Consider the following 14,027-nt stretch of genomic DNA (forward strand, 5'->3'; position numbering starts at 1 on the left):
ACTCGAACTGCTTGAACACGCAAATGAAAAAAACCGCGATCAGCTGAGCGCGGCGTCGGTTTTCATACGGATGACATTGGCCGCGCTGGCAGACCCATCGCGCCAGAACGACAACTCGGAAAATCTTTCGAACAGGTCCGGCGGCAGCAGGGTCCGCCGCACTTGCGGCGCAACCTTGGGCTTGACCTTGTGCAGGCCGGCAACGCCCAAGGCCTGGTCGAAGGCCGGTGCGTCGTAGGTCAAGTGATTGAAGTCGTGCTCGAACCAGGGCTCGCCGATGAACTCGTAGACCAGCCGCATCACCCGCTCGGGCGCCTGGCTCAGCAGGTCGTAATCGACGATCAACAGCGACTCGGCGTGCTCGCCGTAATAGGCTTCCTTGAGCGCCGTCCAGGCGAACCCCACCAGGCGGTTGCGCTGGGCCAGGGTTTCGCACCGGCTGTAGACGGTGTTGCGTTCGTCATCGTCGTTGAACAGCTTGGTGTTCTCGAAGGGATTGGCGCGATACAGCCGCTCCAGGCTGTCGAGCACCCAGGCGACGTTGCGCACGCAGGCGATGGTCTTGGCTTGGGGAAACAGGTCTTGCAGGGCCGGCAGGCGCGCGCACCACTGGCGATTGGTGTCGAAGATGACGGGTTTGTCGGCCTTGTCGGCGTAGTAGGAATCGAACAGCCCGCGCAACAGACGGCGGCGCAGGTCCGTGTCGATCACCGAACCAAACTCGCTGCCGGCGCTGCATTGTTGCAGCACACTGCTGAACAGCGAACCGACGGGGCTGGTCATGCCGGCGTGAAAGCGCGGGTTCTGCAGCAGAATCGCCGACAGCAGGGTCGAGCCTGAGCGCGGCAGGCCGGAAATAAAGTGAAACTGCGACAATCCCTTCACCGTGTGTAGTCCTTTTGTGTCCGAAGCGTAGCTTAGGAAACAAACGCCGCCTAGTAGTACTTTGATATCAAATTAACTTTGTCCTACAAAAAAGATGGGCGGTAGAAGCGCGGGCGCCACTGAATCGTTTTAGCCGATCCAGGAGAATTTTCCTCGTGTCTTCCCCGGCAAAATCAGACATCCCCGTCTACGCTCAGCCGTGCGTTGACAGGCCAGGGAATGGAGGCGTCGGGCTGATCGCTCCCTTCCCCAGCCTGGCGGGCACACGCCAGACCAATCACCTGAGGAATGAGGCATTTATGGAAGTATTCATCGGGACTATCCAACCCTTCGCTTTTAACTTCGCCCCCAGGGACTGGGCCCTGTGCAACGGGCAGACGCTCAGTCTGGCCCAGTACCAGACACTGTTTGCCCTGATCGGCGTGACGTACGGGGGGAATGGCCAGACCACCTTCCAGTTGCCCAACCTGCAAGGCCGCCTGCCCATGGGCCAGGGCAGTGGCCTGGGCCTGACGCCACGGGTCATCGGCACCATCGCCGGCACCGAGAACGTCACGGCGACGCTGAACAACCTGCCCAACCACACCCACGCCCTCACGGCGATCACCGCCGCCACCACCGTGCAGTTGGCGAACCCGGCCAGCAACCCGGCGAACGCACCCACGCCCACCAATTCGTTCATTGGCACCTCGGGCACCGGGCCGGGTGCGGCGAATATCTATTCCGACCAGGTCGGCGCCACACCGGTGCCACTCAAAGGCGTGACCACTACGGTCAGCGGCACGCTCGCCCCCACGGGCGGTAGCACGCCAATGCCGATCATGAACCCGTTCCTGGCGATCAACTTCAGCATCGCCCTCCAAGGTTACTTCCCGACCCGCAATTGATGACCTACCGCCGGGCCATGGCCCTGCGGTCCGTTGGAGTATCGACATGCTGCAAGCGGTTCATAGCCACCATTTCCAACCCTTGCTGGGCCAGACCAGCCGCCTGACCCTGCCCGACGGCAGTTGCCTGCCCATACAGTTCGAGACCCTCGATCAAACGCCCAGGGCCAAGATGCCGAACACCGAGCGCATGCCGTTCAGCGTGGCGTTCAACAGCCTGCAAGCCACCGAGTTCGTCGATGGCCTGTGTGCGCTGGACGTGCCTGAACTGGGCCGGCTCGAAGGGGTGTTCGTGTCACGGGTGCCCCCCATGGGCCGTGACCCCTCGCTGGGCTATTACTACATCGCGTTCAACTAGCCCTGTGGGATCTGTGGTGTACACAGGTCTTGCAGCGATCCGCCAAGGCCGCCGGCAGAGTGCCACAACCGCGTCTACGCTCAGCCGTGCGTGATCAGGCCAGGGAACAGGGAATCGGGCTGAACGCAATCTTCTTCTCTGGCCACACCAGACCAATAACCTGAGGGATGAGGAATTTATGGAAGTATTCATGGGCACTATCCAGTCTTTTGCCTTTAACTTCGCACCCAGTGGCTGGGCGCTGTGCAATGGACAGACGCTCGCCATTTCGCAGTACCAGGCGCTGTTCTCGCTGCTGGGCACCTATTACGGCGGCAACGGCCAGACCAACTTCATGCTCCCCAACCTGCAAGGTCGCCTGCCGATGGGCCAGGGCAACGGGCTGGGCCTGACCCCGCGGGTCATTGGCGAGGTCTCCGGCACCGAGAACGTCACCGCGACCCTGAACAACCTGCCCAACCACACCCACACCCTCACGGGCATCACCGCTGCCACCACCGTGCAGTTGGCGAACCCGGCCAGCAACCCGGCGAACGCGCCCACGCCCACCAATTCGTTCATTGGCACCTCGGGCACCGGGCCGGGTGCGGCGAATATCTATTCCGACCAGGTCGGCGCCACACCGGTGCCGCTCAAAGGCGTGACCACCACGGTCAGCGGAACGGTGGCTCCGACGGGCAATGGCCTGCCGATGGCGATCATGAACCCGTTCCTGGCCATCAACTTCAGCATCGCCTTGAACGGGCTCTTCCCTTCGCGTAACTGAGGCCGCCGCAAAGCTGTGCTTTTTGTGGAACGGGCTTGCTCGCGAATGCGGTGGTTCAGATAAAAATCTGCTGACTGACACACCGCTTTCGCGAGCAAGCCCGCTTCCACAGAAGCCGGTGTTTTTGTCAGTCGCCTTTCGGATACCACACCAGCCGCTCAGCCGCCGGGCTGCGCTCTTGCACCTCGAAGCCCAGCGCCAGGTAGTGCCGCCGGGCATGGGGGTTGCTGGTCCAGACCACAGTGGCCACCGGGCAGCGGATGTGTTGCGCGGCTTTCTGCACCCCTTGCAGCACCGTCCGGCCGTAACCCTGCCCCCGCGCCTGGGGGATGAAGGCCAGGTACAGCACGCGGATTTCATTTGGGCCGAAATCCGTGCTCAGGGCGCCGATGGCGGTGCCGAGCTTCTCCACCACGTAATGCATGGCATTGGGAAAGTTCTCCCCCAGGCCCTGTTCCTGCACCTGGAACTGCTGGGCGATCACCTGCTGCACTTGCTCGTGCTCGCCGTCGATCCATTGCAAATCCGGACGCGCCGCCTGGTAAAGACGCTGCAGGAACGGACCATCGCTGACCCGCGATGGCCGCACCACCAATCCGTCCGCCGCCACTGAATTCATGTTCGCTCCTTAAAATCCGCTTTCCCTCACGCCCAGCGCCGCCAACCGGCGCCAAGCCGCTCCCAGCACCGACTCGCCATGCCCCTGCAACACCACCACGCCACGCAGCGGTTGCAGCGGCGCAGCCCCGTCCTCGACCGCGCTCAAGCGCACGCCGTATTGCGCCTGCACGGGCTCGGCCCGCTGCTGCGAATCACGGCGCACCGCAATCGGTCCGTGATGATCGGAGGTCAGCGCCTGCTGCTCGACCCAGGCCACGCCATTGGTGTCGATCTCATCCAGTTGCACGGCAATCGACGGGTGCATCGGATCGTCGGCAATGAACCGCCCCGTGGCACCGGCACTGACTCGCCACAGCTCGGCCTCGGTCAGGTACCCACGCAGGCGAGAATCGGTCTGCACCACCCGCGCCAGCGGCTGCGTGGGCGACAGCCAGCGCCCCACCGAAAGTTGCGGCAGCAGGTCGCGCACTTGGCCGGCATGAGGCGCACGCAGCAACAGGCGCTCGCGCTGGGCGACCAGGCCCCGGTACTCCGCCACCGCCTCGGCCAACTGCTGCTCGACGATGCCGGCATCGGCGGCGGTCTCGCTGCGTCCGGCCTGACGACGCATCTGCAACTGCTGGATCTCGATTTCCCGACGCACGATGACCAGGCGCGAAGCCATGTCCGGCGACTCCAGTTCAATCAGCACGTCGCCTTGGGCCACGGTCTGGCCGTCGCGCACATTCACCTGTTTGACCCGCGCTGCCACCGGCGCATACAACGCACTGGCGCGCCCGGCTTCGAGCATCGCCGGCACCTCCACGGCGCTGCGCCAGGGCAGCAGCAACGCCAGCACCAGCGCGAGCAAGACCAGGCCGCTCAATAGCACCCGCGGCCCGTGGGCCTGTTCACGGCGACTCCACCATTGCCGCCATTCATTCACGATGGGCATAAAAATGAACCAGACCAATTCCACCATCATCAGGAAAATGCCCAGCACCTTGAAAAACAGGTGATAGACCGCCAGGGCAATGCCGAAAAACAACGCCGCCCGCCATAACCACGAGCCATATCCCCAGATCAGCAAGCGACGGCGCATCTTCGGCGACCAGGGTTCCGGGGCCGCCACGCCATAGCCGAACAAGGCTTCGCGCAAGCGCCAGCGACACAGGGCGAATGCACGCCCCTGGAGGTTATCCACCGCCCAGAAATCACTGAGCAGGAAATACCCGTCGAAGCGCATGAAGGGATTCAAGTTGATCACCAGCGTGGTGATCCAGGTGGCGCTGGCCAACATGAACGCGGCGGTGCGTGCCGGCCCGTCGGGCAACAGCGACCAGGCCAGCAGGGCGATGCACGCCAGCAGCAATTCGGCCAATACGCCACCGGCGCCGATCAACAACCGCGCCCGCCGGTCATTGATCCGCCAGGCGTCGCTGACATCGGTATAGAACATCGGCAACAGCACCATGAACGCCACGCCCATGCTCTGAACCCGACAACCGGCGCGCTTGGCCATGAACGCATGGCCGAACTCATGGCACAGCTTGGCAAAAAACAACGCCGCGCCGAACGCCAATGCCCCGCCCAGGCTGAACAGGTGCGGAAACGTCGCCAGGAACCGCTGCCAATCGCGCGACACCAGGAAAATGCCCAGCCCCAGGGTCAGCGGCAGTCCATAACGCAAGAGCTTGGGCCCAAAGCGTGCCAGCCAGGGCCAGGCACGATTGAGGAAGGCGTCCGGGCGCCACAGCGGAATCCGGAAAAACAGGTATTGGTGCAACAGCATCTGCCACAGGCTCTGGCGCCGGGCCGCCGTCTTGAACAGGTAGCTGTCGCGCTGTTGCGGGTCCATCGCGCTGATCAGATCATGGCCCCGCAGAAAACCCAGCAACTGCTCCAGCGACTCACCGTTGAGGGGCAGGCCCGGCTCGCGATTCGCTGCTTGCAGCACCCGCTCCGGGTCGCCCAGGGACCAATGCCGCAACATGCGCATCGCCGCCGCACCCAGCTTGAAATAACGCCCACGCACCGGGTCGGCGAGGGTCCATTGCGGAGAACCGTCGGGGTCTGGAGCCGCCGGGGACAATTGCAAGTCTGGCCGCAGGCTCGGCAGGTCCATGCTACAGGCCTACGCTCTGGCGCAGCCCGGCCAGTGGCCGACGCAACAGGTACAAGGCCAACGGGGCGCGCTCGCCAAAGACCTTGGCCGTTCCCCGCAGGCCGATGCGCGGCGCCGTGGCGTCGAAACGCGCATCCAGTCGGTAGGCCAGTTGGCCGCCCGCCGTGGGCTGCGCTTCATAAGCCGAACGTTCGAGCCAGGCCAGGTGCCGCTGCAACGGATCGCTGTCGAGAAACAGCGCCACTTGTGCGCCGGGCTCCAAGGCAATCGCATCGCCCACCGCCAGCTCGATGCGCAACTCGGCCTGGTTCGGATCGGCAATTTCCATCAGCCGCTCGCCGGTCTGCACCGGCTTGCCGAGCCAGCGCTCGGCATCGGCAAACACGGCAATACCGTCGCGCTCGGCACGTACCTCACTGCGTTTGAGCAGCTCCATCGCATAGTTGCGTTCGGCCCGTTTCTGTTCGACACGGGCGGCCAGCAGGTCCACCTTGGAACTGGACTCTGCATCGGCAAACGAGCGCTGGGAATTGGCCTTGAGTTCCGCTTCGGCCACCCCCAATGCCCGCTCGGCAACATCGGCCTGGGCCTTGAGGCTGGTGCTTTCGAAACGCAGCAACAGGTCGCCATTCTTCACGGCCTGGTTGGGCTTGACCATGAACTCGGCGATCACGCCGTCCAACGGTGCCGCCACCACTTGCCCGCCCAGCGGCACCACTTCGGCCGGGGCCAGGACCGATTGACGCACCGGGATCAGCAGGCCCAGCAACAGCACCGCGACCAGCGCCACCTGGCGCTTGCGCGTCCAGCGCAGGCGCCACGGCTTGCGCGGTTGCAGGGCCAGCCAGGCATGGCTGTAGGTGTCGCCCAGTTGCGACAAGAGCACTTGTTCAGACGGCGTCCACGGCAAGTCGCGGGCCAGCCACAAGCCGCCGAACACCTGGCCCTGATGATCGACCAACGGCAGCCAGAACACCTGCCCGGCCGACAGGCTGCGCCAATCCGCGCGGATGGATTCGCTGACCCCGTCGGCGGCGATCACCCGGGCCTGGTTCAGCAGCCCCTGCTTGAACAACTGGGCCACCGCCTGCTCGACGAACGCCACGAACGGCGCGTTGGGCTCCACGGCACTGACGCCCGTCACCGCGTGCACCTTGCCGGCAATCAAGAGCGCGGCATGGCGAAACCCGAACAACGCCTGGCCGTCATTGACCAGGCTGTAGCTCAACTGCGCCGGGGTACGGGCTGCCCGCGTCTGGCGCTCAAGGTCGAGAAAGCGGGCGAACACCTGCTCGGTGCTGCCCGTTATCGGCGCGTTCACTTGGGCTCCGCAAAACGCGCCGTACCGCTCATGCCGGACAACAAGCCGCTGGCATCCGGCACGCTCGCCACCAACAGCAAGGTCTGGCTGCCCTCATCGATGCGCGCGCCCAGGCGCTTGACCGTCGCCTGCAACGGCTTGCCGGTTTCATCGGGGATAAACGTAAACGGCTGGCCGGGCTTGAGCCGGTCCATCCAGCGCGACGGCACCAGCAGATGGATTTCCAGGGTGCGGTTGTCGACCACATCCAGCAACGGCGCGCCGGCCGCCACGCTTTCATAACGCTGGACCTTGCGCGTCACCACCTGGCCGTCGAACGGCGCGATGACACTGCAACGCTTGACCTGTACCTGGTACACCTGGGACTGCGCCTGCGCCTCGCTGACCCGGGCCTCGGCCCGCGACACTTCGAAACGCCCGACCGACTTCAATGCCTCCAGTTGCCGGTTATGCGCCAACTCTTCGTTGGCCCCACGGCTGGCCGCCTGGGCCGCATTGAGCTGGGCCTGATAGGCCGAGCAATCGAACCGCGCCAGGGTATCGCCCTTCTTGAACGACTCGCCCTCACTGAATGGCAACTCGACAATACGCCCGGCCAATTCACTCGCCAGCACCGCCTGGTCCCGCGCCCGAAGCACCCCACGCGCCTCATTGCCAGCCGGTGCACTGGCCGCCACGTTGCTCTCAAGCAACGGATCGCCTGCATCAGGCGTTTGCGCCTGAACGCCGCACGCTACAAAGGTCAATCCCACAACCCAACTACTCAAACGCCGCATGACCGTTTTACTCCCTGACGGATGGGCGGAGTCTACGACAGCGGTGGGGGGCGTCAAGGGAGCAACGGTGAGAGTGAGCAAACTCTTGTTTCAAAAAGGCTGGAAAAGAGCCATAAGAAGCTCAGCTCTTTTCCCGACATGGGCAGGGAATGGATCCTGCAAAAGATTAGGAGCCGTCATTCGTTCGAAAGGGTTTTCGGTGATGGATTTCTTTGATGGCTCCCAAGACGACGCCACCGCGAAACAACTGCTGACAGAACAGCTAACGAATGGTTTGACCTGCGGGCAGAAACACGCCCAACACTGTTCGGCCGGTGAGAAGAGGGAGGCCAGACAGGGGTTGACGTCATGAAAAGCCCAACCTAGGATGGCCCTACTCAACCCCGTACGCAGAGATTCAGTTCTCTGGCCGTTGGGGTGAAAAAACCGGCTCCGGCCGGTTTTTTCGTTTCTGGGGGATTGAGTCTGTGCGCACGGCATTTTTTGTTGATGGCTATAACCTGTTCTATGGACTGCTCGCAGGCACGCCTTACAAATGGCTGGATCTGCGAAGCCTGTTGTCACATATCGCGCATGTCGAAAACCCGTGTAGCACAATGGCGTCAGTCGATTACTTCACGTCGTCGATCAAACCCTCACTGGCTACCCGAGGCCGGATATCAAAAGAAGCTCAAGACGCTTACATCCGTGCACTGAAGACGACCTGCATCCGGGTCCACTACGGTCATCATCAGCTCGAACCTGCCAAGGCCCCTCGTTTTGTCGATAAAAAGACCAAAGCGTCTCGGACGGACAAAGTCGACATCTGGAAACTTGAGGAAAAGGAAACGGATGTCCACATAGCAATCAGCATGTACCGAACCGCGGCAAAGCAAACGACCTTGAAACAACATGACCGTCTGGAGCAATTGGTGCTTGTATCCAGCGACACCGATATGACACCCGCCTTGAGAGCCCTGCGGGAGGATTTCCCCGAAGTCACCATTGGCGTCATTCTTCCCCATCGTGCCGAGTTGAATCGTCCATCTCCAGGCTCCTTGAGAGAACACGCCCACTGGATGCGCCGCGTCGTCACTTGCGACGAGCTTCAATCCCACCAGTTCCCCGACCGGGTCCCCACGCGCAAGGCGCCGGCCATCAAGCCGGATTATTGGTAGCGCCCGCCGGGTACACCGACTCCCATCCCCCACCCAGCGCCTTGTACAACCCGACCATCGCCAACGACACGCCCGTGGCGCTTTCCACCAGTTGCTCCTGGGTGGCCAACAGCGCGCCCTGGACCGTGAGCACGGTGACGAAGTCCACCACGCCTTCCACGTATTGCTGTTGCGCGGTGCGCAAGGCGATCTGGTTCTGGCGCACGGCCTCGGCGAGGCTGTCGCGACGCAGTTGGCTGGCGTTGTAGGCGCTCAGTTGGTCATCGATTTCATGCCAGGCCTTGAGCACGGTCTGCTGGTAGGCGACCGCCGCTTCCTGTTGCTGGGCCTCGCGCAACTGCAGCATGCCGCGCAGGCGTCCACCGTCGAACAACGGCAGGTTGAACTGCGGGCCGATGCCGAATGCACGGGAGCCCCAGGAACCGAACTCACTGAGTTGCATGGCTTGGGAGCCCAGGTTGCCCGACAACGTGATGCGCGGGTAGAAATCGCCCTTGGCCACGCCAATGCTTGCGGTGGCGGCATGCAGCCGGGCCTCGGCCTGGCGGATGTCCGGGCGCCGCTCAGCCAGCTGGGAGGGCAGGCCGATGGCGACCTGGCGAGGCGCCTGGGGCACCGGGGCGTCGGCAGCGAGTTCGGCCTGCAACGCTTGCGGAGGCTGGCCCATCAACAGGCTGAGGGCATTGATCAGTTGAGCTTGGCGCTGCTGCAACGTCGGCAACCGCGCTTCGATGGCCGCGACCTGGGCCGCCGCTTCGGCCACGTCCAGATCCGTAGCGACTCCATCGGCCAGACGCAATTGGGTGAGCTTCAGGCTGTGGCGGGCCACGTCGAGATTCTGCTCGGTGACCGCCCGGGTGCTCTGCACGCCCCGCAGTTGCAGGTAGTCGTGAGCCGTTTCGGCGAGTACCGCCAACAGCACACCGCGCCGGTCGTCCTGCGCGACTTCCAGGTTGGCATCCGCCGCTTCGGCCTCACGCCGTACCCGGCCCCACACATCCAGCTCCCACCCCGCGGAAAAGCCCGCGTCCCACAGGTTGAAAGCCGAATCGCCGTTGTGGCCCGACGGGTCATTGAGCCCTTCACCGCTGTTGCGTTTGCGGCCATAACTGCCGCTGGCGGCGGTGTTGGGGTACTGCGCCGAGGTGATGACCTGGCGGGCCGCGCGACTCTGCTGCAAGCGACTGCCGGCAAGTTTCAGGTCGAGGTTATCGGCCACGGCACGACGGGTTAGCGCCGACAGCACCGGGTCATCGAAGACCTCCCACCAACGCTCGCTCATGTCCGTGGTGACCACCTGGCTGGCAGCGGCGTTGGCCGGCGTTGCCCATTGAGACGGCGAGGGTGCCACGGGGCGCTGGAAGTCCGGGCCGACAGTGCAGGCGCATAGCGCCGATGCCACACAGACCAGCAAGCCTTTGTGGCGAGGGAGCTTGCTCCCTCGCCACAGGGCAACTAAGGGGCTCGATTTCATCGCTGCGCCACCTCCCGCCCATCATCCTCCGAACGGGCGGTATCGATACTCGCTTCCACCGACATGCCCACCCGCAACCGCTGCGCCAGCGGCTGGTCCGGGTCCAGGACAATCTTTACCGGGATGCGCTGGACCACCTTGGTGAAGTTGCCGGTGGCGTTGTCCGGCTTGACCGCCGCGAACGTCACGCCGGTCGCCGGGGCAATGCTCTGCACACGGCCCAGCAACGCTTGCCCGCCGAAGCTGTCGACCCGCACGCTCACCCGCTGGCCCGGCTGCACATCGGTGAGCTGGGTTTCCTGGAAGTTGCCCACCACATAGGCCTGGGCCAGCGGCACCACCGCCAACAGCTTGCTGCCCGGCGTCACGTAGGCGCCGACCCGCACCGCGCGCTCACCGACCATGCCGTCCTGGGGCGCCACGACGCGGGTGTAAGACAGTTCAAAACTGGCGATTTCCAACGCCGCCTGGGCGCGTTTCAACCCACCTTCGGCGGCGTCACGCTGGGCCGTGAGAATCTCCACCTGCTTGCGCTCGGCCGCCAACACCGCCGTGGCACTCGCCAACTGCGCGGTGGCCTGGTCGATCCGGGTCTGGGCCTGTTGGGCGTTCTGCACGGTACCGGCCCCGACGCCGGCCAGGTGTTGATAACGGTTGCGCTCATGTTCGGCAAAAGCCATCTGCGCCTTGGCGGCGACCACATTGGCCTGGGCCTGGGCAATCACCGACGCCTGGCGCTCCAGTGTCGCCCGCGCGTTTTCCAGCTGGGCGCGGGCAACCAGGGTCTGCGCGTCGGCGGCCTGGGCGGCGGCGTGCAAGTCGCGGTCGTCGATCAAGGCCAACAGTTGCCCGGCCTTGACTTGCTGGTTGTCTTCCACCAGCACTTCTTTGATGAAACCGGCAACGCGCGGCACCACCAGGGTGTAGTCCGCCGAAACAAAGGCATCGTTGGTGCTCTGCTGCTCGCGTTTACCGAACAGTCCCGGTGCCAGCAGATAGGTCAGCCCGCCGAGCACGAGGGTTGCCGCGAGGGTCAGGGCTATGGGCTTTTTCAATTGAGTCATGATGGAAACCTTCAGGGTTCAGCGCGGCGCACGAGGCGGATAGATCCGCGTCGGCAACCAGAAAATAAGCAGGATCAGGGCGAGCGCGACGCCCGCCATGCACAGGTAAAGATCGGAAGAGGTCAGCACCACCGCCTGCTGGTGCAGGCGGTGGGCAAGCCCGGCGCTGTCGTTGTCCAACAGCGGGGAATTGCCGAGGCTGTCCACCAGCATCGTCGAATGAAAATGCAGGCGTGCGGTGGTCAACGCGTCCAACACGCCCGTGGCGATCACCGCCGCCATGCCCTTGACCGTGTTGAACCACGCCGAAGCGAACGGGCCTTCCAGGGGGGAAATACTCCCGGTCGACAGCATCAGCAGCGGCAGCACCGCCATGGGCTGGCCGAAGATCTGCAACAGTTGCAAGACGTAGAAATCGTCACGGATCCAAGCCGACGTCAGTTGCGAACCACCCAGGCAGGACAGCGCCAACAGGCCCAGGCCCAGCCCCAACACCCAGCGACAATCGACCCAGCGCAGATTGCACAGCGCCGCCACCAACGGCAGTGCGAGCAACTGCGGCAGCGCCATCAACAGCATCACCGGGGCGGTCTGGACCGGGCGATAGCCTTGGACCTGGGCCAGGTAGCTGGACGGAATGATGATCACCGCCAGCAGCACCACCAACACACCCGCCAGGGTCATCAGGGCGAAGGCCAGGTTGCGGATGCCGAGCATCTGCAACTTGAAGAACGGCACCGGCTGCGACCACTCGTTGACCAGGAACAGCACCAGCAACACCAGCCCGCCGCCGAGCAAGGTGCAGATCAGGCTCGACTCGAACCAGTCGAGCCGGTTGCCCTGCAGGATGCCGATCACCAACATGCAGATCGCCGGAAAACCCAGTAGCAGGCCTCGCCAGTTGAACTGCTTGAGGCGTTCCAGGCGCGGCGGGTCCTGGGGCAAACCATAGGCCACCGCGGCCATGGCAATCAGGCAAGGCACGATGATCTGCCAGAAGGTCCATTGCCAGCCGAGGTACTCGGTCCACAGGCCGGCCAAGGGCGTGCCCAGGCCAGGGCCGAACGTGGCGGTCAAGGCGTAGCCGGCCAGGCCGTAGAGCTTCACGCCCGGCGGCAAAAAGCGCAGGGCGACGGTCATCAGCATGGGTGGCAATGCACCGCCGGCCAGCCCTTGCAGGGTGCGCATCACCAGCAGGCTTTCGTAGTCCGGCGCAAACGGGCACAGCGCACCCAGCAGGGTGAACAGGCTGATGGCCCACAGCGTGAAACGGCGCAGCGAGAAGGTCACCGAGCACCAGGGCGCGAAGGCCATGGCGGCCACTGACGTCGCGGCGTAGCACGCCACCACCCAGGTGCCTTCGTCATACCCGATGGCCATGGCCCCGCGGATATCGGCCAGGGCCACCTTGGTGACCATCTCGTTCAGCCCCGACACCAGCACCGCCAGCAATACGCCCACCAGGCCGATGACGATCCTCGGGCCGAACGCCGGCGGCGCGGCCGCTGCCGTCGGTAGCGCCGTGGTTGTGAGGGATGTCATTGGGGTTAACACTCCAGTGAGAAATACCGGAGCAGTTTAAAAAGCAGCAGTGCTGACAAAAAGTGACTTATTGGCAGTTTATAAGTGCGTTTAACGCAGCAATTGAAACCCTCTGCCACCAACGCCAAAGCCTGGCGATCAACCCGTCTGCGCTTCCAGCCAGGTCTCGTCGCAACAGGCCTTGAGGGTTTCGCGCAGCCAGCGGTGGGCCGGGTCGTTATCGTAGCGCGGGTGCCAGGCCTGGGTCAGCATGAGCGTGGGCAACGGGACCGGCAGCGTGAAGGAGCGCAGGTGCAGCCCCAGGCGCCTGACGCTCAGCAACGCTTCCTTGGGCACCGGCAGGATCAGGTCCGAATCGGGCAAGGCGAACATGGCCGCATGAAAGCTCGGCGCGATGACCGCCACCCGCCGCTCCAGCCCCAACGCGTTGAGCGCGGTGTCGATGGGGCCGCGAGCAATGCCGCGGCGGGAGGTGCTGATGTGGGAAAACCCGGCGAACCGCTCGGCGGTGATCTCGCCATCGAGCAAGGGGTGGTCTTCGCGCACCAGGCCGACGAAGTGGGTGGAGAACAGGTTCTGCACCTTCACTTCCGGCATCACTGGCCGAGTGTTGCTGATGCTCAGGTCGATCCGCCCCTCACGCAGCGCCTCATCATCGCCGTCGCCTTCCGGGACATAGCGCAGCTCGCAATGCGGGGCCTTGCGTTCGAGGGTGTCGAACAACTTGCCGCCATAGACGCCGACGAAGAAGTCATTGGCCCGGACATTGAAACGCCGCCGCAAGGTGCTCAGGTCCACCGCATCGGCCGAACGGAAGACCAGCGCCGCCTGCTCCACCACGTCACGCACCTGCTCGCGCAGGGCCTGGGCCTTGGGTGTCGGCACCAGTCCACGGCCTGCGCGCACCAGAATCGGGTCACCCACGGCCTCGCGGATTCGCGTCAAGGTACGGCTCATGGCTGCGGGGCTCAGGTTCATCCGTCGCGCCGCGCCGACCACGCTGCCCTCGTCGAGCAGGGCATCGAGGGCGACCAGCAGGTTCATGTCCGGGAGTTGCATGCTGAGCACTCGT

General features: G+C 64.0%; 13 protein-coding genes. 4 read left to right on the plus strand and 9 right to left on the minus strand.

The window, feature by feature from the left end; all coding sequences use genetic code 11:
* Positions 1-39: 39 nt before the first annotated feature.
* Positions 40-885, minus strand: coding sequence for a sulfotransferase (locus tag AD664_RS19815; protein WP_053148917.1), 846 nt, complete (start codon positions 883-885; stop codon positions 40-42).
* A gap of 299 nt (positions 886-1,184) precedes the next feature.
* On the opposite strand from AD664_RS19815, the gene AD664_RS19820 reads away from it, so the two are divergent.
* From AD664_RS19820 to AD664_RS19830, 3 genes are all read left to right on the plus strand, one after another.
* Positions 1,185-1,772 carry a phage tail protein gene (locus AD664_RS19820; RefSeq protein WP_053148919.1) on the plus strand — a complete coding sequence of 196 codons (588 nt, stop codon included), beginning with the start codon at positions 1,185-1,187 and terminating at the stop codon, positions 1,770-1,772.
* Between the two features lie 46 nt (positions 1,773-1,818).
* Positions 1,819-2,130: a hypothetical protein gene (locus AD664_RS19825; RefSeq protein WP_053148922.1), complete on the plus strand. Its 312-nt coding sequence runs from the start codon at positions 1,819-1,821 to the stop codon at positions 2,128-2,130.
* 178 nt (positions 2,131-2,308) lie between these two features.
* The gene (locus tag AD664_RS19830; RefSeq protein WP_053148925.1) at positions 2,309-2,896 is read left to right on the plus strand and encodes a phage tail protein; all 588 of its coding nucleotides are present in this window, start codon (positions 2,309-2,311) and stop codon (positions 2,894-2,896) included.
* A gap of 127 nt (positions 2,897-3,023) precedes the next feature.
* Here AD664_RS19830 and AD664_RS19835 read toward each other — a convergent pair whose 3' ends face one another.
* Genes AD664_RS19835 through AD664_RS19850 form a run of 4 tightly spaced genes read right to left on the minus strand, consistent with a single transcriptional unit; the run spans position 3,024 to position 7,718 of the window.
* Positions 3,024-3,515 carry a GNAT family N-acetyltransferase gene (locus tag AD664_RS19835; RefSeq protein ID WP_042732400.1) on the minus strand — a complete coding sequence of 164 codons (492 nt, stop codon included), beginning with the start codon at positions 3,513-3,515 and terminating at the stop codon, positions 3,024-3,026.
* 9 nt (positions 3,516-3,524) lie between these two features.
* Positions 3,525-5,621, minus strand: coding sequence for a biotin/lipoyl-binding protein (locus AD664_RS19840; RefSeq protein WP_053148928.1), 2,097 nt, complete (start codon positions 5,619-5,621; stop codon positions 3,525-3,527).
* 1 nt (position 5,622) lies between these two features.
* The gene (locus tag AD664_RS19845) at positions 5,623-6,942 is read right to left on the minus strand and encodes an efflux RND transporter periplasmic adaptor subunit (protein ID WP_042729565.1); all 1,320 of its coding nucleotides are present in this window, start codon (positions 6,940-6,942) and stop codon (positions 5,623-5,625) included.
* On the minus strand, positions 6,939-7,718 hold the full coding sequence (locus tag AD664_RS19850; RefSeq protein WP_053148931.1) for an efflux RND transporter periplasmic adaptor subunit: 780 nt from the start codon (positions 7,716-7,718) through the stop codon (positions 6,939-6,941). Before AD664_RS19850 ends, AD664_RS19845 begins: the two co-directional genes overlap by 4 nt.
* Positions 7,719-8,185: 467 nt before the next feature.
* Here AD664_RS19850 and AD664_RS27220 point away from each other — a divergent pair, with 467 nt between their 5' ends.
* Positions 8,186-8,875, plus strand: coding sequence for an NYN domain-containing protein (locus tag AD664_RS27220; protein WP_083454225.1), 690 nt, complete (start codon positions 8,186-8,188; stop codon positions 8,873-8,875).
* Here AD664_RS27220 and AD664_RS19860 read toward each other — a convergent pair.
* The 4 genes from AD664_RS19860 to AD664_RS19875 all read right to left on the minus strand — a co-directional run bounded on the left by AD664_RS19860 (position 8,856) and on the right by AD664_RS19875 (position 14,014).
* The gene (locus tag AD664_RS19860; protein WP_083454226.1) at positions 8,856-10,349 is read right to left on the minus strand and encodes an efflux transporter outer membrane subunit; all 1,494 of its coding nucleotides are present in this window, start codon (positions 10,347-10,349) and stop codon (positions 8,856-8,858) included. The genes AD664_RS27220 and AD664_RS19860 overlap by 20 nt on opposite strands.
* On the minus strand, positions 10,346-11,416 hold the full coding sequence (locus AD664_RS19865) for an HlyD family secretion protein (protein WP_053148937.1): 1,071 nt from the start codon (positions 11,414-11,416) through the stop codon (positions 10,346-10,348). The genes AD664_RS19860 and AD664_RS19865 overlap by 4 nt, the downstream gene beginning before the upstream one ends.
* Positions 11,417-11,431: 15 nt before the next feature.
* On the minus strand, positions 11,432-12,955 hold the full coding sequence (locus tag AD664_RS19870; protein ID WP_053148940.1) for an MFS transporter: 1,524 nt from the start codon (positions 12,953-12,955) through the stop codon (positions 11,432-11,434).
* Between the two features lie 138 nt (positions 12,956-13,093).
* On the minus strand, positions 13,094-14,014 hold the full coding sequence (locus tag AD664_RS19875) for a LysR family transcriptional regulator (protein WP_042729571.1): 921 nt from the start codon (positions 14,012-14,014) through the stop codon (positions 13,094-13,096).
* Between the last annotated feature and the right edge of the window lie 13 nt (positions 14,015-14,027).

Origin of the sequence: Pseudomonas sp. P97.38 (assembly GCF_001269745.1) — a bacterium.
Taxonomy (GTDB): domain Bacteria; phylum Pseudomonadota; class Gammaproteobacteria; order Pseudomonadales; family Pseudomonadaceae; genus Aquipseudomonas; species Aquipseudomonas chlororaphis_E.